18 protein-coding genes and 1 pseudogene are annotated in these 22,123 nt (G+C 36.8%); 12 read left to right on the plus strand and 7 right to left on the minus strand.

Annotation, left to right across the window (positions count from 1 at the left end; genetic code table 11):
- Window positions 1-57 precede the first annotated feature (57 nt).
- The 7 genes from D5F11_RS11770 (at window position 58) to tagU (ending at window position 8,988) form a co-directional block, all read left to right on the plus strand.
- The gene (locus D5F11_RS11770) at window positions 58-1,191 is read left to right on the plus strand and encodes a glycosyltransferase (protein WP_120115547.1); all 1,134 of its coding nucleotides are present in this window, start codon (window positions 58-60) and stop codon (window positions 1,189-1,191) included.
- An 18-nt stretch (window positions 1,192-1,209) separates the two neighbouring features.
- Window positions 1,210-2,475: a lipopolysaccharide biosynthesis protein gene (locus D5F11_RS11775; RefSeq protein WP_120115548.1), complete on the plus strand. Its 1,266-nt coding sequence runs from the start codon at window positions 1,210-1,212 to the stop codon at window positions 2,473-2,475.
- 68 nt (window positions 2,476-2,543) lie between these two features.
- Complete coding sequence (locus D5F11_RS11780) at window positions 2,544-3,836, plus strand: nucleotide sugar dehydrogenase (protein ID WP_120115549.1); 1,293 nt, start codon at window positions 2,544-2,546, stop codon at window positions 3,834-3,836.
- 126 nt (window positions 3,837-3,962) lie between these two features.
- Window positions 3,963-5,138 (plus strand): glycosyltransferase family 4 protein, encoded by a 1,176-nt coding sequence (locus D5F11_RS11785; protein ID WP_185830642.1) that lies wholly within the window; start codon window positions 3,963-3,965, stop codon window positions 5,136-5,138.
- A 368-nt stretch (window positions 5,139-5,506) separates the two neighbouring features.
- Window positions 5,507-6,514 (plus strand): hypothetical protein, encoded by a 1,008-nt coding sequence (locus tag D5F11_RS11790; RefSeq protein WP_120115551.1) that lies wholly within the window; start codon window positions 5,507-5,509, stop codon window positions 6,512-6,514.
- A gap of 176 nt (window positions 6,515-6,690) precedes the next feature.
- Window positions 6,691-7,848, plus strand: coding sequence for a non-hydrolyzing UDP-N-acetylglucosamine 2-epimerase (wecB, locus tag D5F11_RS11795; protein ID WP_185830643.1), 1,158 nt, complete (start codon window positions 6,691-6,693; stop codon window positions 7,846-7,848).
- Window positions 7,849-8,064: 216 nt separating this feature from the next.
- Window positions 8,065-8,988 carry a polyisoprenyl-teichoic acid--peptidoglycan teichoic acid transferase TagU gene (gene tagU / locus D5F11_RS11800; protein ID WP_120115552.1) on the plus strand — a complete coding sequence of 308 codons (924 nt, stop codon included), beginning with the start codon at window positions 8,065-8,067 and terminating at the stop codon, window positions 8,986-8,988.
- Between the two features lie 228 nt (window positions 8,989-9,216).
- On the opposite strand, the gene D5F11_RS11805 is transcribed toward tagU, so the two are convergent.
- The 6 genes from D5F11_RS11805 to D5F11_RS11830 all read right to left on the minus strand — a co-directional run bounded on the left by D5F11_RS11805 (window position 9,217) and on the right by D5F11_RS11830 (window position 14,823).
- Window positions 9,217-10,233 (minus strand): AraC family transcriptional regulator, encoded by a 1,017-nt coding sequence (locus tag D5F11_RS11805; RefSeq protein WP_120115553.1) that lies wholly within the window; start codon window positions 10,231-10,233, stop codon window positions 9,217-9,219.
- Window positions 10,234-10,482: 249 nt separating this feature from the next.
- A complete protein-coding gene (locus D5F11_RS11810) occupies window positions 10,483-10,950 on the minus strand; it encodes a flavin reductase family protein (protein WP_342776026.1) in 468 nt (155 codons plus the stop codon).
- 29 nt (window positions 10,951-10,979) lie between these two features.
- The gene (locus D5F11_RS11815) at window positions 10,980-11,273 is read right to left on the minus strand and encodes a hypothetical protein (protein WP_120115555.1); all 294 of its coding nucleotides are present in this window, start codon (window positions 11,271-11,273) and stop codon (window positions 10,980-10,982) included.
- Window positions 11,274-11,473: 200 nt separating this feature from the next.
- Window positions 11,474-12,943 (minus strand): aldehyde dehydrogenase family protein, encoded by a 1,470-nt coding sequence (locus D5F11_RS11820; protein WP_120115556.1) that lies wholly within the window; start codon window positions 12,941-12,943, stop codon window positions 11,474-11,476.
- Window positions 12,944-13,018: 75 nt separating this feature from the next.
- Window positions 13,019-14,149, minus strand: coding sequence for an LLM class flavin-dependent oxidoreductase (locus D5F11_RS11825; protein WP_221768451.1), 1,131 nt, complete (start codon window positions 14,147-14,149; stop codon window positions 13,019-13,021).
- A 125-nt stretch (window positions 14,150-14,274) separates the two neighbouring features.
- Window positions 14,275-14,823 carry an NADPH-dependent FMN reductase gene (locus D5F11_RS11830; RefSeq protein WP_120115557.1) on the minus strand — a complete coding sequence of 183 codons (549 nt, stop codon included), beginning with the start codon at window positions 14,821-14,823 and terminating at the stop codon, window positions 14,275-14,277.
- A 527-nt stretch (window positions 14,824-15,350) separates the two neighbouring features.
- Between D5F11_RS11830 and D5F11_RS11835 the strand changes: the two are divergent.
- Window positions 15,351-15,859 (plus strand): annotated as a pseudogene (locus tag D5F11_RS11835) (LCP family glycopolymer transferase); the annotation flags it as partial.
- A 240-nt stretch (window positions 15,860-16,099) separates the two neighbouring features.
- Here the strand turns inward: D5F11_RS11835 and D5F11_RS11840 are convergent.
- A complete protein-coding gene (locus tag D5F11_RS11840) occupies window positions 16,100-17,311 on the minus strand; it encodes an MFS transporter (RefSeq protein ID WP_185830644.1) in 1,212 nt (403 codons plus the stop codon).
- Window positions 17,312-17,936: 625 nt separating this feature from the next.
- On the opposite strand from D5F11_RS11840, the gene D5F11_RS11845 reads away from it, so the two are divergent.
- From D5F11_RS11845 to D5F11_RS11860, 4 genes are all read left to right on the plus strand, one after another.
- Window positions 17,937-18,128 carry a hypothetical protein gene (locus tag D5F11_RS11845; RefSeq protein WP_120115559.1) on the plus strand — a complete coding sequence of 64 codons (192 nt, stop codon included), beginning with the start codon at window positions 17,937-17,939 and terminating at the stop codon, window positions 18,126-18,128.
- Between the two features lie 188 nt (window positions 18,129-18,316).
- On the plus strand, window positions 18,317-18,877 hold the full coding sequence (locus tag D5F11_RS11850; RefSeq protein WP_120115560.1) for a competence protein ComK: 561 nt from the start codon (window positions 18,317-18,319) through the stop codon (window positions 18,875-18,877).
- A 636-nt stretch (window positions 18,878-19,513) separates the two neighbouring features.
- On the plus strand, window positions 19,514-20,704 hold the full coding sequence (locus D5F11_RS11855) for a glycosyltransferase family 4 protein (protein ID WP_120115561.1): 1,191 nt from the start codon (window positions 19,514-19,516) through the stop codon (window positions 20,702-20,704).
- A 23-nt stretch (window positions 20,705-20,727) separates the two neighbouring features.
- Window positions 20,728-22,020 carry a glycosyltransferase gene (locus D5F11_RS11860; RefSeq protein WP_120115562.1) on the plus strand — a complete coding sequence of 431 codons (1,293 nt, stop codon included), beginning with the start codon at window positions 20,728-20,730 and terminating at the stop codon, window positions 22,018-22,020.
- Window positions 22,021-22,123: the final 103 nt, after the last annotated feature.

The following is a 22,123-nucleotide window of genomic DNA, read 5'->3' on the forward strand; positions in this document are numbered from 1 at the left end:
GTTTAAAATATAAACTTTTAATTGGAGACATATTAACTAAAAGATTAGGAAGATGGTATGAAAAATATATGTATTATTCGAAACGCCTCATTTAGTCAAAACGCAATGATGCATAGAATTGTCACAGCATTAGTAGACATATCTAATTTGATTGTTGTTAGTAGGGAAAGAGATAGGTTAAACAAGCAATATGAGTGTAAAAAAGTAAACTTTCAAAATAATACTATTGAAAACTATTCTCTTAATATCCGATCAGACTACGGAAAGGGCATTAACAATTTAATACCACTTTTATTGTATCAGTTTCAATTATTTAAAGTGCTGTATAAAACGAGAAAGAAATTCGATGTGATTCATGCTATTGATTTTGATTCCGGTTTAGTAGCATGTTTATTTTGTATGCTCTTTAAGAAGAAATATGTGTACCATATTGCTGATTTTTATATTGAGAGTAGACAAGGCATTCCCACTGTTGTGAAAAAAGTAATAAAAGCTTTAGACTTTTTTGTAATAAAAAAAGCAGAAGTTACAATCTTATGCACAGAAAATCGAAGAGAACAAATAAAAGGATCGAGTCCTAATAAAATTGAAATTATCCACAATGTACCGACAATTGATAAAGAGGCCAGCCAAAATATAATTGCTGAAAAAAACTCAGAGTTAACACTATGTTATATTGGCACTTTGGGAGAAACTAGATTTTTAAAAGAAATGATAGAAGCAGTTTCCAGGAGACCTAATGACTTAAAACTGATAGTTGGTGGATACGGAAAACTTGAAGACTATATTAAAGATAAAAGTTTAAAGTATGAAAATATTCAATTTATAGGTAAAGTCAATTATTTGGATACATTTGATTTTTATTCAAGTAGTGATATTATGGTCGCTGTTTATGACCCTCGTATTAAAAATCATAAATATTCAGCTCCCAATAAATTTTATGAATCTATTTTATTAAAAAAACCAATCATTGTTGGAAAAGATACAGGTATAGATGAATTGGTGAGAGAGCACGATATAGGATTTATAATTGATTATGATTATAAAGAATTTATTAATACACTTGATGAAATAAAGTCGACCCCGGCTATACTAGAACAGAAAAGAGAAAACATTGATAAAATCTCTAGCCTTTATAGCTGGGAAAAAATGAAGGGGAAAATTCGCGAAGTTTATAAGTTAATTAAATAAAAGGTGTTTGCTACGGAGATGGAAAAAGTAAAAAAAGAAGGTTTTTTTTCAAAGGTCATTAAACTATTCACTGCGACTGCTTTAGGACAATTAATATTTTTTTTAGCTTCTCCATTATTAACAAGATTATATAGCCCGGAGGCATTTGGCGATTTAGCTGTATTTATATCTCTAGTATCTATATTATCCATTGCAATTTCTTGGCGTTATGAGTTGGCAATACCAATTCCTAAAGAAGAAAATAAGGCGATCGTCTTAGTGGTGCTTTCCTGCTTACTAGTGGTAGCCAACGGAATTCTTATTTTCATTTTATCAGGTTTATATTATTTTGCTGACTATGACCTCTTTAATATTAACAAAACTGTGCTGTTAATTTTACCTATTAGCGTTATAGGTGCTGGACTATATAAGGTATTTAATCACTGGTATATTAGACAAGACAATTTTAATATTATTTCTCGCTCTAAGCTATCACAATCTGTAAGTCAAACAATAACACAAGTGGCTTTAGGTTTCTTAGCATCTTTTAAACTTGGACTAATTGTTGGTGATTTCTTTGGTCGAACTGCGGGTACACTAAATTTTATCAGAACTTTTCTAAGTGGAAGGGATTTAACGTTTAAAAAACTTAGATTTAGTAAATTCATTAAGGTTGCTAAAGAATATAAAGAATTCCCGATATATTCAGGACCTGGTGCATTACTTAATACAATCAGCACTCAAGCTCCACCTTTAGCATTTTCGATCTTGTTTGGAAGTGGAGTAGCCGGTTTTTATTCCTTAGCTTATAGAGTAATAAGTGGACCAGTTATGATGATTGGTCAAGCTATATCCCAGGTATATCTGCAAAAGTTAAGCAGTATTACTAGGGATAAGGGGGACGACATTAAACAACTCTATTTAACAGTTAGCAAAAGACTGTTCTTGATTGCTTTATTGCCAACAATTATTATTTTTTTGTTTTCAGACTATCTGTTTGGAATGATTTTTGGCTCCCAATGGTCTAAAGCCGGTATCTTTTCTTCAATTCTAATTATTATGGTTTTTTTTCAGTTTATTGTCTCTCCAACATCCCAAACGCTAATTATATTACAAAAACAAAAAATACAAGCAATATGGGAAGGTGTCCGATTTTTATTAATCACTATATTGTTTATCGCTAGTTATTATTATTCGCTAAACGAATATTTAACTTTGATTTATTTTACTGTAGTTATGTCAGTTATGTACATAGTTATGTTTGTTTTATGTTTGATCATGATAACGAACAAATCGAAAAGCTAGAGAATCGCTGATCGCTAATTAGTAAATGTTCCTGAAAAATAACTTTAAACTTAAAGAGGTGTCTACTGATGAATAAAAAACTGTGTGTAATTGGGCTGGGATATATAGGGTTACCTACTTCAGCAATCTTTGCTAATTCGGGATGGGAAGTAACAGGTGTTGATATAAACCCCACAGCGGTTGAGAAGCTGAATAATGGAGAAATTCATATTGAAGAAGTTGGGCTTGGGGAGCTTGTAAAAACCGTGGTTGATAAAGGTAATTTAAAAGCTAGTATGGCTCCAGTTAATGCAGATTGTTATATAATTACTGTGCCTACACCTCATAATATAGATAATACTGTCAATTTAAACCATGTTATAGATGCGGTGAAATCAATAACACCTTACTTAAGAAAAGGCAACGTTGTTATTGTTGAATCCACTATACCACCTAAAACCATGGATGAAGTCGTTTCTCCGCTTTTTGAAAAGGTGGGTTGGAGTGTTGGTGAGGATATTTATTTAGCACATTGTCCAGAGAGAGTTTTACCTGGACGTATTTTAATAGAGTTAGTAGAAAACACAAGAATTGTTGGTGGAGTAAACCAGGTATCTACTAAAAAGGCCGTTGAGGTTTACAAGAGCATTGTTACAGGAGAAATTTTAACAACAAGCGCCATTAGTGCCGAAATGTCGAAATTGATGGAGAATACATATCGAGATGTAAATATAGCTCTTGCAAATGAATTGGTTAAAATTTCCAAAAAACTCGATGTAGATGCTCTAGAAGTGATAGAACTCGCTAATTATCATCCAAGAGTTAATATACATCAACCAGGACCGGGGGTAGGAGGCCATTGTTTAGCGGTAGATCCTTATTTTATTATCGAAAAGGCTCCAGAAGAGTCCAAGTTGATAAAAATGGCAAGGGAAATTAATAATTCCATGCCATTGTTTGTTAAAGATTTAATCAAGGAGTTCTTACCGGATACAAACTCTAAGATCACTATATTAGGGTTGACATATAAAGGGAATATCGATGATGTACGTGAAAGTCCTGCGCTAGAGATCGTTAATTTATTAGAGAACGAAGGGTATAGACTAGGAATTTATGATCCGCATATTAAACAAGAACAAATAAATTATTATTTATCCACTTTTGAGGAGGCTGTTAAAGGTACCTCTTGTGTGCTAGTCCTTACAGATCACAATGAATTTCGTAGTTTAGAAAAAGAACTTGTAAATTACAATATGAAAGATGTTCTTGTATTAGACACTAAAAATTGTGTAGCAGTTTATAATGATAACATTAGATATATTAATTTTGGTAACTTGTCTGAATTAAAGAAGAAAGAAGTTACTCCTTTAATTCTAAATTAACTATTAATTTCTTTAATCATCCTAGAAGTGTGCAATTTTTAGTCAACTAATACTTTAAACAAGCGTCTATAGTATATATACTTCGAAAATATAAGGTTGGATCCAAATTGAAAGGTGTCTCTAATGATGTCGAAAAAAACCTTGCTTATCTCACAATATTTTGTACCTGATATAAATGCTGCAGCCTTTAGAGTTTATGATCTATATAATGCCTTAGAAAAATTAGATTATGATATAACTGTAATTACAGCTTATCCTCAAAAATCCGCTGTAGAGAAAATTAACGAAACGAACAATATTTATAGGTTAAAACTTGAAAAAATAAACAAAAAGTCCTTTTTGAATTACTTGAAAAATTATTTCGGATTTATGTTAAAATCAATATCTCATTCTCTCTTTTTTTTAAGAAAAGCTAAATATGAATATGTGATAGTAACATCCCCCCCTTTATTTGTTGCTTTAGGGGGGTATATTATTTCATTTTTTAAAAAGTCTAAATTCATCCTTGATATTAGAGATATTTGGCCGGACTCTGCCGTTGCGGCGGGAATGCTGAAACGTGAAGGATTACTGTATTGGTTTTCTAAAAAGATAGAAAGGTTCTTATATAAAAAGGCAGATATAATATTATGCGTATCGAAGCCAATGAAGGAATACATTTATAATGAATCTAAACATGAAAACATTCAAATATTATATAATGGTATTTCCCCAGAGAGTTTGCAGGGCATTAAAAAAATAACAGATAAAGAGAGTAGAAATAGCAAAATTACTGTCGGATATGCAGGTAATATAGGTATTGTACAGAACTTAGACTTGATACTGAAGGCTGCTCAAAGTTTACCACCTGAATTATTTGAATTCGTAATCATTGGTGATGGTATAGAACGGAACAGGTTAGAAAAAGAAGTTGAAAAACAAGGTGTAAAAAACGTCTTATTTACGGGGCCACTTACAAAAGGGGAAACATTTAACAAACTAAGTCAAACAGATGTGTTATTTTTTAGCTTAAGTGATGACCCCACTTTTGAAAAAACAATCCCATCAAAACTGTTTGATTATTTGTTAACTAATAAATTCATCATTACTAGTATAAAAGGAGAAGGGAAGGAAATTTTATTAGAGCTTGGATGTGCATTATTTTTTAATCCAAATGACGCAGAGAGCTTGATCAAAGCTTTAGCGAAATATAAGAATAATAAAGAGAATTATGATCGGGTATCTAAGGGTAATAGAGACTTTGTTGTTGAAAACTATAACAGAGAAGATCAATTTAAAAATTTCTTCATTGATTTAAGATAACGAAAAGATGTTACAAACATTATAAATTGTAATATGCTTTCCAAGGATGAAATTTTGGGAGTGGACTATCTGTAGACTTTTGGAAAACACAAAAAATAAAATTGTGCGTGGATTTTCTACGTCAATGTGGCGTTATTCAAGACTAAAAAGACGTTGTATATAAACTTTGAGGAGCAGTATGGGTAATGACTAAGGTAAAACTAAACTCTATACTTATAGTCTTAACAATCATGTTCGTAAATTTGTGGAATGTGGTTGAATATTATTTAAATTCGAACCTAGTTTCAATTAAGGTTTGCTTTTTTGTCCTGTTTCTTTTAATTTCGGTTACTATAAATCATTTTCAAATAAGCTATAAGAGTTATCTAGTGTTATTAATTTCTGTAATATTTTTTGGGATAAACATCATGCTTGTTGATTATAGAAATTTGGTTTTTGATGAGTTTTTTAAATATGTGTTTTTTGGCATCTCTGCCATGATAATTGCAAGTTATGAATTTGATGCTAAATTTGTCTCAAGATACTGGTTCCGCATTTCAATTTTTTTCTTTATTCTAATGCATTTGTTATTAGGAGCAGTTTCCCAAAGGGAATTTAATTATATGCATTTTGGATTTATAACGAACTTTGTATTTGTAGGATTTATGTTCCAATATTATAAAAGAAGGAAAGTAATCTATCTTATTGCTTTGCTCTACATAATGATTCTTAGTTTTATGTTTGGGCATAGGGGAGCAGTTCTTGTTAATCTTGTCATATTCGTCTATTTTTGCTATAAAATTAAGCTATTAAAACCAATGTATATCATATTTATATCCTCAATTGGTGCTATTTTATATTTATTTACGTCTTTTAGAGATAATGTTTTGTTGAATGTTTTATATAGATTACAGACAAAGCTACCAGATAGTATTAACTCTTATGTGCTTAAAAAGCTTATTTTTAGTTTGGAAAGTGAAAACTTGGATCTATCGGGGAGAGAAGAGCATTATTCATATGGTGTTGAAATTATAAGAGAAAAATTGTACTTTTTTCCAAGTGGATTTGGATACTTTGATCATGTTACAAACCTAGGTTTTCCTCATAATATTTTTATAGATATATATATAGTTTTTGGCGTTTTCGGCGCGTTATTTTTGCTATATTTATTCATTAAAATGAGGAAAATCCTTTTGAGGTTAAATGATTTAGAAAGCTTAGTTATTTTCAGCTTGTTTTTGTATTCGTTTGTTCGATTAATGACAGGTGGAACTTTTATCATGGAGCCGTCTTTTTGGGTGATAGTTGGTATTGTAATAAATGAGAGTTTTAAAAGAAGTTACTATAAATCAAACACAGATGAATTAAAGGTGTTAAGCAATAAAAGTGCACTATAATTTAGTGGGATTTTTTAGCTTGTACTTTGATTTTACACAAGACACTGGGTGTTTGACTTGATATAAATGTGGCTAAGATCATTGCCCTTGATATTAGAGTTACCGCTAAAATCTGGTAGCTTTATATACTTAAAGATAAGTAGGAATAATACTAGCCTATTTTTGTTTGATCTAGGATGGAGGATATTCTATTGAAAAAGATTAAAGTAATGACTATCTTCGGTACAAGGCCAGAGGCGATAAAAATGGCCCCACTTGTACTGGAATTACAAAAGCAGCCTCAATTTTTTGAGTCAATTGTTACAGTAACAGCCCAGCATCGTGATATGTTAGATCAAGTATTAGAGGTCTTTAGTATTCAACCCGACTACGACTTAAATATTATGAAGCAACGTCAAACGTTATTAGATGTTACGACCAAAGGTTTACAAGGATTAGATTCTATAATGAAAGAGGCTAAACCTGATATTGTTCTTGTTCATGGTGATACTTCAACTACTTTTGTTGCAAGTTTAGCTGCTTTTTATAATCAAATCCATGTTGGGCATGTTGAAGCTGGATTAAGAACATGGAATAAGTACTCGCCATTCCCTGAGGAAATGAATAGGCAACTTACTAGCGTAATTGCAGATGTCCATTTTGCACCTACAAACAAATCGGCGGATAATTTAATTGCAGAGAACTTAGATGAAAAGAATATCTTTATTACCGGTAATACAGTAATAGATGCTTTGAAAACAACTGTTAAAAAAGATTATACTCATGAGGTTCTCGAAAATTTGGGAACCGATAAGTTAATCTTATTAACTGCCCATAGGCGGGAAAACATTGGAGAACCAATGAAGAATATTTTTCGGGCAGTTAAGCGTCTGGTAGAAGAACATCCGAATGTTCAAGTTGTATATCCTGTACACCGTAATCCGGTGGTTCGAGAATTGGCGAGTGAGATATTAGACAATGACTCAAGGATTCATTTAATCGAACCATTGGATGTTATAGACTTCCATAATTTCGCAAATAAGTCTTATTTAATCATGAGTGACTCAGGGGGAGTACAGGAAGAAGCCCCATCATTAGGCGTGCCAGTACTTGTGTTGCGTGACACGACAGAGCGTCCCGAAGGAATTGAAGCTGGAACGTTAAAATTGGCTGGTGTAGATGAAGATAACATATATAATTTAGCTCACGAGTTATTGAGCAATACACATGAATATAACAGGATGGCTAAAGCCGTTAACCCTTACGGAGATGGTGAGGCGTCAAAGCGAATTTTGGAAGCAATTAAATTTTTCTTCAAACAAACTAGTGAAAGGCCAAAACCATTTAATTGTTAATGTGATATGTAAAGAATGATTCATGAGCAATTCATTTAAAAGGACAGTTTTATCTTGACTGTCCTTTGTTGATTAGTGAGTTAATATTCCGAGCATTTGCATAAAGTGGTGTCTTTTATTTTGTTTTTTGAAAAAGGATTTCGAGAAATAATTTACTTTGATCGATTCGTTTGCCCTTTATCTAATACGAATCTATAAGCAGGAAGGAAATTTTCTATGGGTAGACCAAAGAAAAAAAGAACGTGGCTAAAGGTTGTTCTTTTAATCATTCTAATCGGTATTGTCGGAGTCGGAGCGTACGGCTACTCAATTTACGATAACCTTCAAAAGACGGCGAAGGGTTTGCACACACCTATTGATCGGAGTCCGGTTGTCGAAAGGACATCTAAGCTTGATATGAAGAAAAAGGAGCCTTTTTCCGTATTGATGCTTGGAATTGATGAGAGGGAAGGGGACAAGGGTCGTTCAGATACGATGATTGTCATTACAGTTAATCCTGAGAAGAAATCAATGGAAATGCTGAGTATTCCTCGTGATACTCGGGTGGAGATTGTTGGAAAAGGGATGGATGATAAAATCAACCATGCTTATGCTTTCGGTGGTGTGGAAATGTCCATGAATACTATTGAGAAGTATTTGGATATTCCTATTGATTACTATGTGAGGATGAACATGGAAGGATTTAAGGAAATTGTTGATGCTGTAGGAGGAATCACGGTCAATAATGATTTGGACTTTTCTGTGAGTACCACTCATTTTCCAGAGGGAGAGATTTCCTTGAACGGTGAGGAAGCCTTAAAATACAGCCGCATGCGTAAAGAGGACCCTCGTGGCGACTTTGGTCGCCAGCTGCGTCAGCGGCAAATTATTCAAGCTGTCATGAAAAAAGGAGCAAACGTTTCTACCTTATGGAAATATGATGATATGCTGAAAGCCGTCGGCAACAACGTAGCGACAAACATTTCCTTTGATGAGATGAAGAGTATTCAGAAGAACTACGCTGAAGCGCGTCATCATGTGGAACAGATTGAAATTGAAGGCAGCGGTTCAAAAATTGATGGTGTTTGGTATTATAACGTTCCTGAAGAGGAGCGGGTGAGTGTCCAAAATAAGTTGAAGGAGCATTTGGGGCTATTATAAGCAATTTAAAGAGGAGCCTGGAATTTCTATGGGAATTCTAGGCTCATCTGCTTGTGATTACGTGGACGGAAGTTTAACTCGAGGCCTGCTATTGGTATCCGAGATCCACCAAGGGTACTTATTGGACAAATAAATGGAGTTTTGTTGAAAGCAAAAAACACTGAAAATCTAAATGGTTTCAGTGTTGTAATAGGGGGCAGCGTCAGACCTGAGTTTAAGTCATACTATTTATCTGGAGATTATTCCGATCCCCCCTGTGGCAGTTTCTTTTGGGCTTCGGCCGTATATTGATTTATATAATTGAGAAAATCTACCTACGTTATAAAACCCCCACCGCATGGCTATTTCCGTTACTGTCTCACCTGTATAAAAAGCATTTTCAAGTTGCTCATGAGCTCGCTGCATTCGAATATTTCGCACATATGTCATTGGACTGACACCCAAGTGTTGTTTAAAACCAATTTGAAGTGAGCGTGCACTTATTCCCGCATAGGTGGCGAGATCTGCCAATTCAGGTAACTCATGTGCATTCTCCTCAATATAATCTTTCACCTTTTGAACAAGCATTTTACCAGGACTTTCATTTTTTCGGTGGGTATCGTAAATTTTTTCGGTATAAGAATTTGAACTAGCCAACAGAAAATTGGTCATTACTAACGATTCAATATTGCGCCGCGCTGTAGGTGTCAATATGAGTGTGCTTTGTTCCTCCCATTCTGCCTGTAGAAGAATGCAAGCTCGGAGTAAGCTCCTTCCCGCAGTATTTTGTAAATTAAATGTTAAATCAAAATTTATTGGATCATCTACACTTTCATTAATTAATGCAGACAAATGGTTTTCCAGCTTATCTCGCGGAAATTTCAAAGCATATTGCTTTGCATCTTTTGACCACAGGATACTTGCTTTTTGGTCTGGAAGTAATACCGCTCCACTTTTCATCCCTTCTGTTATCGAAGACTTGCCATTTCGACTTATGCAACTTTTACCTGCTATGGTAATATTCACATGGTAGCATGGTGGCAACGGTGGTAACAGAATCTCAGCATCCACTCCATAAGTTAAGTATCCAAAGGTAAGCATTGTTCCTTCTACTGCATTCAATTTAGCTTTTACTGCTGTCCCTTGCACTGGAACGAGTGAGTGCTCGCAATATACTTCTGATACTAATGATTGTGAGAAGTCGACATCATTCGATTGGAGTAGGTTAAAGTTGCTTAATGGCTCGTTTCCACGTAATAATGGCATGACTATCCTCCTCGATAACCTTAACTGAACCAGAACAAAGGGGGCTGTAGACAAACAATTAGTGAATAAATGAATTTTATAGAAAGCGCTTTCTTCGAGAGGTGCTTTCTATTATATATTACAAATCTTCCATAGCTCAATATATTTTTTTGAGTTTAATTTTTGATTCAATGTTTCAACATTCCAGCTCAACCTATGTCAAAGTCGTGTGTTTTGTAGCGTTCAATGTCTATCCGCTTGCTTCTAATACTAAACTGGAACAACGCTTACCTGTTTTTGGTAATAAAACATCGGCTTATTTTCAGTTCTTTGTAAATCAATGACCTCGCCTATTAAGATAAAATGATCACCAGCGTCCACTTCTTGGAATTTTTTACATTCCAAAACGGCGAACACTCCTTCCAAGATGGGGAGGTGATTAGATGATTTTGTCCACGATACTTTTGAGAAACGATCACTTTCTGTACTATTCGCAAATATAAAGCATTCTTCTTTTTGATGCCCCGATAAAATATTTACGGCAAATTTATCGGAGTGAAGGAACGCTTTCAAACTATTTGACTTTTTATCAATGCACCATGATACCAGCAATGGATTTATTGAAACAGAGGCAAATGAGTTAACGGTTAATCCTACTGGCTTGTTATCAATCATTGTTGTTACAATAGAGACGCCAGTTGGATAACTGCCCATAATTTCTTTAAATGTCTTATCCACAAAAAAGCACATCCCTTCAGTAATATTGATTAATATACATGTTCATAACTCCTATCACTTTCGCTCCAATATTCATTTAATCTCTCTGTTAATTTTCCACTTCCGAACTTTATCCTTGTTTGTTCCTGATGATGGAAGTCTACAGCTATGTGTTCTAAAAAGGCTAATATTTCTTTTCGGCGGTTCATAATATTCTTTACGCCTTTTGTATAAAACCAATGATCAATCGTATTATAGATACCGCGGTTTATACCAAATTGTTCATTGCAAAGCTTCTGAAAAAAATAGTCTGTATAGTGAATAGTTTTATGGCTAAAGTGCATTATTGAACCTCCTTCAATAAGCAACTGAGATCACAGTGAATCAAGGAAGATATGAATCTGAATAGGCAGCTGGAAAGTTTAGCTGCCTTATCGTGTTAAAATAATTTACGCCTCCATTGACGAGGTTTTTCTGTGTGAGTCAATCAATCTCAATGGCCACTTTAAACCGCTTTTGGTGAGACTCTCAATTGGGAAAAATCTTAATTTGTTGCCTGAACTACATGCTTATATTCTTGAAATTCAGCTAGTGCTGTCAACCCGTTCAAGCGGCCAATTCCACTTTGTTTGAAGCCGCCTTCTTCAAACTGATCAAATACGACTGCCCATGCATTTATCCAAACGGTGCCTGCATCAATCTTATTCGGCATTCGTATTGAACGGTCACGGTTCGATGTCCAAATGGATGCTGATAAACCATAGTCGGTTGCATTGGCTCTTTCAATAGCTTCCTCGTCGGTTTCAAAAATTTCAAAGCTTGCTACAGGACCAAATATTTCTTCCTGAATGAGTGGAGAATTCAAATTTTGTGTTGCAAGTAAAGTTGGACGGTAATATGCATCGCTCTCTGAAACTACCGACATCTCTGTTTTCCCTCGACCGCCACGGACAATCACTTCTGCCCCGCCAGCAATCATTTCTTCGACCTTTTGATCAACACGGACCGCATTGGCCGCATCAATAAGCGGGCCCATCTGGCTGTTAGGGTCATTTCCAGGTCCTACTTTAACGGTCAATAGGGCTTCTGTCAGCCGTTTACGCACCTCTGCAGCAATGCCACTTTGGACGAGGATTCGGCTACCAGTCATACAAAACTGACCTGTGAATGTTGTTATTCCCGCCACCAGGGTTGGGATGGCAGCGTTTAAATCGGCATCATTAAAAACAATCATTGGTGTTTTTCCGCCCAATTCCAGCGACATCCGCTTTAAACGCTTGGAACAACCTTCCATTATTTTGCGCCCAACCTGAGTACTTCCCGTATAACTAATGACGTCAACTTCCTTCGCCTCAATAAGCTTTTTCGAAACAATATCGCCTGATTCCGTTATGATGTTCAGCACCCCAGCAGGTAATGAAGGTGTGTCAGCAATAATCTCTGCAAGCAAGCCGTTCACCAATGCTGTTTGGGCCGGCATTTTAATCACACATGTACAGCCCGCAGCAAGTGCTGGCGCAAACGACCGTACAGATAGGATAACAGGTGAATTCCATGGGACAATCACACCAGCAACACCGATAGGTTCACTGATCAATGTTGAATGAAGATCTTGTCGAATTTGGGCTGATTGACCAGTGTCTGTCAATGCAAGAGCGGCATAATAACGAAGTTTTGGTGGTGTCAGACTGAATTCAAATTCCGCCTCCCCAATTACCTTGCCATTTTCTTTGGATAGTAGTTGAATAATTTCCTCATGCCGCTTTTCGAGTTGATCTGCAAGGTCATTTAAAGCTTTTGCACGCATATGGCGATTATGACGCCATTCCGTGTGAACAAAAGCATTCCGGGCAGCTTGAATGGCCTCCTCAACATCCGCTTCACAAGGCTCATAATAATATCCGATTACTTCCCCATTTATCGGTGATTTAGTTTCATTCTTTTGATCAGACTTTCTCCATTCACCATTTATTAAATTAGCTTTTACAGGTAAAGCTCCTACTCTACTTGTCATAACCATCACTCCTAACGAACTATTGAGGGTGGAAGGGCTTACAAATAATAATGTGTAATCCCTTCCTTTTATAGATTAGTAACGCAGTCCCGCTTGTTTCATCAATGGTAAAATTTTCTCTCCGAAAAACTTCAAATCTTCATGATAGTCTAGGAATCCCAATAGCATTCCATCGACACCAGCTTCCGAAATTTTTATAAGCTGTTCAACGATTTGTTCTGGGGTTCCAATTAATGGGTATCCCCCATAACCTGTAATAAACCTTTCTTGCATGGCTTTAATTTGTTCAAAGGATTCACTTTCTGATCCTAAACCTTTAGAGACGCTTTCCGCGACACTCCAGTCCCCCATATCAAGAATTTGTTTATAAAGTTCTTGAGTTTCCTTTTCCGTCTCACGGCTAATGATGTTTCCATAACTTAAGATGCCCAAGTTTTTACCATGATTCCGGGAAATTCCACGTACGCGTGCAGCGGTTTCTTTTGCCTCTTCTGGAGTAGCAAAAGCAATAAAGTTAAAGTCACACTCCCTTGCACAGAACTCTAAGCCCGCAGGTGAGTTTCCTGCATTAACGAGCACCGGATAAGGTTCTTGAATTGGCTTAGGCTCTGCTTCAAGACGTTTTAAATCAAAAAATTTCCCTTTGTAATCAAATTCCCCCTCTACCGTCCAAAGTTTTTTCAAAATGTCTGTCCATTCGGAACCATACGCATAACGTTCATCGTGTTCACGCTGTTTTACACCGAACATTCCCATTTCGGCTGCGTACCATCCCATAGTTAAGTTCAATCCAAATCTTCCACCTGAAATATGGTCAACTGTAACAGATTCTTTTGCTGCAACAACAGGATGTTTGGCAGGCACATGAATTGTAGAGAAAACCATAATTTTCTCAGTAGCTTGAGCCAGACCGGCAGCCCATGTGTGAGTTTCATAGTTTTCCCCGTTAAAATTGCTTTCTCCGCCCATTCCTTTATAACGTGCAATTGGAACCATTGCCTCAAATCCCAGATTTTCCGCCTGTTGTGCTATTTTAACTGTATGATCCCATGATACTTCGTAGGTTGAAGGAGCAAGCGATGCCATGACACCGTAACTACAATTGCTGCCAAATACACCAAGCTTCATTTTTTGATCATTAAATAGGGGGACCCCACTTTTAAGACGTGCTTCATATAATTCATCAGCAGTTAATACTTTACTCATTTTTTACCACCTCATCTTTAGTAGTTGGATATTGCCATTTTTTCTTGGGGTTATTTTTATATTATTTAAAGTTTCTGGGACAAACTACCCAAAAAACGAAACTAATCTATACAGATCACGAAGTGTTAACGTCCATGTACTTCGGCAAGGGGAGGCGGTCCCAACTGTATATCTGGGAGGCTTTGTGATAGGATCAAAGCACTGTCGACAAGCTGTACAATTTGGCTCATATTCTTAGCAGGAATTCCATCATTGAGGGACGGAGCAGTAAAATAACAAGTTGCTGGCACATAAAGCGCTCCAAACCATGAGAGGATATCAGTGATATGCCTTTCTACACCTAAATAATGTTCCGCCACATTCCCCACAACAAATAAACCGACTGGCTTTGAACGAAGGGAGCGAACAGGAAGAAGATCCAATAGTTCCTTCAGGATTGCCGGTATGGACCCTCGAAACACAGGAGAAGCGATCAAAATGGAATTAGCTTCCTCTATCAAACGAAGAGATTCTTCTTCCCAGTAGAAGAACTTCCCGCTGTTATCCAACGAAGGTGCTATACGCTGTACTTGTGCACCTTTTGTAATTGCATACTTTTCTGCCACAGTCAAAACGGAAGCCAAACGACCTGGTGGTGTAGGACTTCCATAGATAGTTACTAGTTTTAAATCCATAATGAAACCTCCTTAAGCTCATCTATTTTTTCATTCTCTGAATTCAAGCTGATGTAGAAAGTTCAGTGAGCTGGAAATCTGAGAAATTGATTCCATCTCTTCTTTAATAGTTTTCAAAATTGCTTAACCTGTGAAAAGTTTTATTTACCCCCAAGTTATTTATATAGTATTTAATTACTATCAAAATGAACTACTCGTATAACGAAAAGAGACTATACAAAATACGAAAACCAGCCATAGAAAGTAGTGGCATCCATCGTTTTTTCAAAAAACATTGGTTATATCAAATACCGTTTTTTGTATTTTCATGATAAAGGGATCAAACGGGGTCTATAAATGCCCTCAATTTTTTTGCAACAACCTACTATGTTTGAAACGAATCTTAGTGGATAGCTAAGCAGCTTTTTATGGAACGTCATAACATTTGACTACGTCAAACAGACTTTGGCATGGCATGGACACCTTGGGGATGAACTGGTGATGGATGGATTGCTTGAATATCTAAACGATCCACAGGCGAAATGTCTGAGAAATATTTGGAAATTCTTATTGATTACTATGTGAAGATGAACATGGAAGAATTTAAGGATATTGTTGATGGTGCTGGGGAAGTCATAGTAAACAATGATTTGGATTTCACCTATGAGGGATCTCATTTTACAAAAGGGGAACTTGCTTTAAATGGGACCGAAGCATTAAAGTATAGTCGCATGCGCTATGACGATCCACGCGGAGACTTTGGTCCCAGCGGCGTCAGCGTCAAATTATTCAAGCTGTCATGAAAAAAGGAACAAATGCTTCTACCTTATGGAATTACGATGATATGCTGAAAGCTGTCGGCAACAACGTGGAGACAAATCTCTTCTTCGATGAGATGAAGAGTATACAGAAAAACTATGGTGAGGCACGTAAACATGTTGAACAATTGCAGATTGACGGAAGCGGAGCGAAGATTGACGGCATTTGGTATTATAACGTTCCTGAAGAGGAGCGGACGAGTGTTCAAAATAGGCTGAAGGAGCATTTGAGGTTGTAAGAAAAATGGATTATCTAAAATCTTCTTAAAATAAATCAGACGAGGAAAACTAACCTCGCCTGATATTGCTTTTGCATTTAAGAAATTTTAAAGATGTGCCCCTTAAAATTCCTACCACGAATACCTCAGGATGCTTACGAAATTCATCAAATTTAGTTTCATTATTTCTCGACTTTAATCATTAGCGGTTCTTGTCAACAGTCGCTCCCAACTCAAGACAAACAGGTGATGCATGTAAAATTATTTGAAACCTGCTGTCCCGGTTAATGCTGTAGTCGCTATATCTTGTTTTTCATTACGGAATAGCCCGGCATAACTAAGTGCCCCAATAAACGGAAATAAAACCAAGAATAGTAGGGCGATATTATAATTTCCTCCAGTACTGTCCACTATATACCCCATGATAGTTGTTACAAATCCCCCCACAATATTCAATACGCCCATAATTCCAGCAGCTTTACCTGTATCTCTTGGATTTGAGTATTTAACTATTAAAAGTTGACTTACAAGCAATTGACTGGCAACACATGCCAATGCAAGACCAAGCATGATTGCAGCAACTAGCGCGTTTGATATTAAAGAAGTGGTTAATATGGAAAATCCGCATATTACAAAGATAATCGATCCTATTAATGCCGGACGGCGTGTTTTATCTATTATGATGCCACAGGTAAATACGGCAATGATTGCCATAAGCCATGACAATGAAGTTAACGAACCCATTTCAGAGGGGGAAAATCCACGAGCTTTCTCTAAATAGGTCGGCATCCAAAAGCTGATTCCATAAAACAATACTGTGATCATCAAAAAGGCTAGGCATACCAACCAATAGCGTTTATCTTTTAGAAAATTGCTTTTCAATTGAACTTCTTTTGACTTTGCTGTTTTTCCGCTCTCAATATACTCCAACTCTAAACTGTTCACAGCATAGTGCTGTGCAGGTGTATCCCGTGTCAGGAAGATGACAAGAGGCAGGTTAATAAATAAGGAAAACCCAGCTAAAGCAAAGAAAGAGACTTCCCAACTTGATATAGAAATAAGCCATACCAGCATAGGAATTCCTAATGCCGGACCTAGATATTGACCATATACCCAGGTAGACTGTGCTTTTCCTAATTCTTTGGGATGAAACCATTGCGCAATAAATTTATTTGTCATAGGGAACATAATTCCTTCCCCTAAACCTAAAATTACCCTCGAAGCTATTAAGGAGCCATAACTTCCTGCTAATCCTCCCATGATTAAGCTAACAGTCCAGATAATCAATCCTATGATAGCTGTTAATCGTGGTCCAATACGATCTACAATATATCCCCAAAAAGCACTTGAAAGTCCGTATAATACCGTAAAGCCCGTCATTAACAGACCAATTTCAGTTGACTTGCCGTTTAACTCCATACTTTGTAAAAAGTTATCGTTTGTCACAATGACCGAAATGCCGACCTTATCCAAGTTACCTACTGCCCATAGGAAAAAAATGGATGGCGCTAAAAAGAACCACCTTGTTCGAGAACGTTTCAATCTTCCTCTCTCCTTTGCAAAATGAATAGAATAGGAATAATAACTCTCCATAAATGGACATTATTCCGGCTTCTTTTGACACGGAGAGAGAACCATAAATAGAACCTCAACAGAATATATCAGAATATTTAACTTATTTAGATGATAGCATGACAACTCTGGTTGTTCAACTAGTGGATGAAGAAGGAAGGGAGATAATTAAATGATTAAGGAAAATAAAAAGGAAAGTCATGATGATTGGAAATGAGTCATCTTGTTTTGAGTAGATAGGCATGTGTAGGTCAATTGATACAAATACATTCAAGTAAAACATCCATTTTCCTGCAAGAAATGGACTGAAGCTCTATCATTATATTGACCGAAATAGCCGCTTTAAAGACTTTTTGGGGATAAAGTTGAATAATTAGACAAATTAAACAACTTGTGTATAATAGGTGTCAAAGATACTGGTTAATAAGTACTGGATACATGGGAATTAATAGACAATACTGTGCAAAAGTAGCTGTATGATAGGATAAAAGAATTGTGATGAGTGAGTTTTTGGAGGGGCGTAATAATGAAAAAGAAAAGAGATGCTGGTAATATTCAACTTTTATCAAGAAAAAATGTATGCGTTCTCAATTGTTGGAGGGAAGGAGCTGATGATAAGGAAGTCGACCATTATAATCGGAATAAGGTGGCTAAAGGGGGAAACAAGGAGAAGCGATCCGAATTGAGTAAGTGTTCTACCTTGAAATACAACAAATAAAATATCGATAAAAATGACGAGATGGTTGGACCAGCAAGGGAGGTGAGGCTGATGTGATCAAACGTACATATGAAAACCCTTGGATTATGGAGTCGTAGAGGACTAAATCCAAGGGTTTTTTATGTCGGAGTATACCGACTAGTGTTAGTATACTCCTTTTCAAAATATATACATAGGAGGAGTAACATTTGAGAAGATTGGACGAATATGTCATTCAAAAGGAAACTAAGTGTATTCTGAATCATTATGATGAAAAAGGCAAGCTATGTTCGATCGTCGTTGAGGAAGAAGAAGTGTATGAGGTGAACGAAAGTCCTCTGGCGATTATCAAAAAAAGCATCCAATATTATGGGGGCAGTCTGAATGGAGCGACTGTAAGCGCAAAGGAAGTGTTGGGTAACATAAGTATGCCGCCCGTCATGATTAGTGGAAGCAAAGGGATTTACTGGTTCCCCAGTAAGTCCATTGTGCACGAAGATTGCGCATGGTTTTCAGTTGACCATATCAAAGACTATGAACCTATTGAAGATCGGATGCTCAGAGTGAATTTTTACACCGGCCCTTCTGTTACTATTGACAGTACATACTATCGATTTGATAAAAAGGTCAATAGAGCGCATAAATTCAAGAACATTATGGAAAGAAGAGCTCATAGTAAATGGCTTTATCTGCACATCCCCACGAAGTCATTTAACATTATAAGAGATGGGGCTAGAAACCACTACAGGATTGCGAAGCAAAGAGAGTAGCGAGTGAGGGACAATGGCGGGGGCTGTTGTTCCTTTTATTATTTATATAAGTCGAACAAAAGATTTGCGGTTTTTTTCCGGATCAAATTTAAACATGCGCAACAAAATTTCCAAATTTAGGATAATATTTCCAGGATTCCGGACAGTAATCTCTGGTCATCGGACAGTATTTTCATATTCTATATAGTGAGTGTTGTGCAATTGTAGTCGTATATATTGGAGCAAAGGCTGTTCGTAACAATACGCCACCGCTAAGAACAAACCCGATATTGACACTCCTTCATCTTTGTCTAATGCCTCGATCAAATCTTCATCTGTCATTTCATTCTTTACACAATCTTAATGTCCCTTCTTTTTCTTTACAAAACCTTAAAAAAACCATACAGAACATTTATATTTATTTAACATTACTTCTCTACTATTTAATTAACACTTGTATACACATAGAAATGCGTACTGTAGTACGTGTTCGGTTTGGATCTCCCATCCGTTATCTTGGGGGTAACTCGGCCATTCCGAGAGGATGATTTCATCCCTAGATGCACAGTCGTCGCCGGTTTGGCGTGAGGACGGGTTAAATGCCCAACTGTCCGGAAACTATTTCGAAAGTAAAATAGCTGAGAAGGAAAGTGAGAGATGAAAAAGGTACTTTTGATTTCTCAAAATTTTTATCCGGAAATTGGCAGTGCCGCGAACAGGATGAAAAATATCTATGAACTCCTCAAAAACAAGGGGTATTTGGTTCAAGTGCTGACGACGGAGCCGTCCTACCCGAATAAAAAAACATATGAGGACGCTTCTTTTTGGGATGATGAAAATTTAAATAATGATCGGCATATTACCCGTATCCCAATCAGAAGCCGCAAATATTCCGGGAATTTCGTGAGCCGCTTATTTTATTATCTGGAAATGATGTGGAGGATGATTTTCGCCATCCTGAAAGACCGGCAGCAGTATGATGTGATTTTTGTGTCGTCTCCGCCGATCTTTGTGGCTCTTGCGGGGCTATTGGCAAAATGGAAATTTAAAAACAAGCTTATTTTGGATATAAGAGATTTGTGGCCCGAATCATTGAAAGGTGTGGGAGTGTTTCATCATCCCTTTATCCTGTATATATTTTACTTGATTGAAAGAATCCTTTACCGAAAAGCCGACTTTATCATCATTAATAGTCTTGGTTTTCAAGACTATATAAAAAAACTGTTGGGCCCTGTTTCTGAGAAACTTGTGTATTTGCCCAACGCAGCACGCCAATGCGAAATGGCAAGCCAAACCGCTCAAAAGGCGCATAATCAGGTGATTTATGCAGGGAATATGGGGCGGGCCCAAGATGTTTCCTTGTTAAAAGAGCTAGCTGTCAAACTTTCGGAAAATGATATCGGCCTTACGGTGATCGGTTACGGAGTCGAAAAAAATCAATTTTACGAATTTGCACAGCAGAACGGATTAAAAAATATCTCCTTTTTATCGCCTACGACACGAAAAAAATGTTTAAACCTAATCGGGAAGTCGGATGTAGCCATCGTTACATTAAAACAGAAAGAGGTGTTTCACACGGTGCTTCCCGGAAGAGTGATAGATTATATGACTTGCAAAGTTCCAATCGTCGGCTCTGTCTCGGGATTTTCCAAATCATTGATAGAACAGGAAAAAGTAGGTTTGGTCAGTGAGGACGGGTCAGCAGCTGATCTGTATCATAAAATCATCTATTTATTGAAAAGCAAAGAACTGCGCCAGGAAATGTCAAGAAATGGCGAAGCATATATCCGGAAATCTTTTATATGGGAGAAAAATATTGAAACGCTTGTCGATTGCATTGAAAAGTAAACGGATAAGGCCGGGATGGAAATATGAAGAAAAAAGTTTGTATGTTTGTATGGAATCATTTCACGAATGATGCCCGTGTGTTGAGAGAGTGTACGGCACTGTCGGCAAATGGTTATAAAGTGGATCTCATTTGCATCCACGACCCGAGTAACAAGGGATTGCCCCGATTTGAGGAAAGAAACCCTCATTTTCATGTCTATCGTGTGAGAAGATATCCGGTTGTCTGGGAACTTTTCCAAAAAGGGATCCGGCTCGTCAGGAAAAATAAAATGATGCTTATTCCCTTATTGGTTTTGGGCGGCGTTTTATTGTTTTATGCGCCTTACATTCCCATTATTCTGTTCTGTCTATTAGTATTGCTCATGCAGAAAAAAATCCGGGCGCTCTGGTTGAGGGGGAGCATATTTTTAAGAATGATCCGTCACGGGTTCAAAAAAGATTATGATATTTATCATTCAAATGATTTAAATACCCTTCCTCAAGGATATATTTGTGCAAAATGGAGATTTCGCAAGAAAAAGCTGGTGTATGATTCCCACGAAGTCCAAACAAGCAGAACAGGTTATGACTCGGCGCTGTATGGAAAAATGGAAGGATTTTTTATTCAAAAAATAAACGCCATGATCGTAGAAAATCACACAAGGGCCGAATACAGCGAAAACCTTTACGGCTTTTATCCAAACGTGGTCCATAATTACCCTTTTAAAGAAATCGGCCAATCGGCGGAAAAAGCGCCATTGCACGAACAACTGGGATTGCCGAAAGGTGAAAAGATTCTGCTGTACCAGGGAGGCATTCAAACAGGCCGGGGACTGGACAAACTCATTAAAGCGGCCCCCCTGTTCAAGGAAGGGACGCTTGTACTCATTGGTGATGGCAGGATCAAACCGGACCTGATCCGACTGGTAAAAGATATGAATTTGGAAGAAAAGGTGAAATTTTTACCCAAAGTACCGCTGAAAGAATTGCCCAAACATACGAGAAATGCTTATCTCGGGTTTCAGGTGCTGAATAACGTTTGCTTTAACCATTATTCCGCATCATCCAATAAATTATTTGAATACTTGATGGCCGGCGTACCTGTGGTGGCTTGTGATTTTCCGGAGATTAAAAGAATTGTACAAGAGGAACAGGTCGGCCTTTGTATCGACCCGCACAGTGAGAAAGAGATTGCCGGTGCCGTCAACGAACTGTTGGAAAATAAAGCTTTATACCGCCAGCTTGCGAACAATTGTGCGAGTGCAAAACACAAATACAATTGGGAGCAGGAGCAAAGAAACTTTTTATCCGTATATGACTATTTGATAGCAAACTAGATAAATTGAACAAAAGATTTACGGTTTATACCGGATCAAATTTAAACATGTGCAACAGGGTTTCCAAGTTTCGGACAGTAAATTTGTATTTTGGACAGTATTC

The organism is Siminovitchia terrae (genome assembly GCF_003605405.2).
GTDB lineage: Bacteria > Bacillota > Bacilli > Bacillales > Bacillaceae_C > Siminovitchia > Siminovitchia terrae.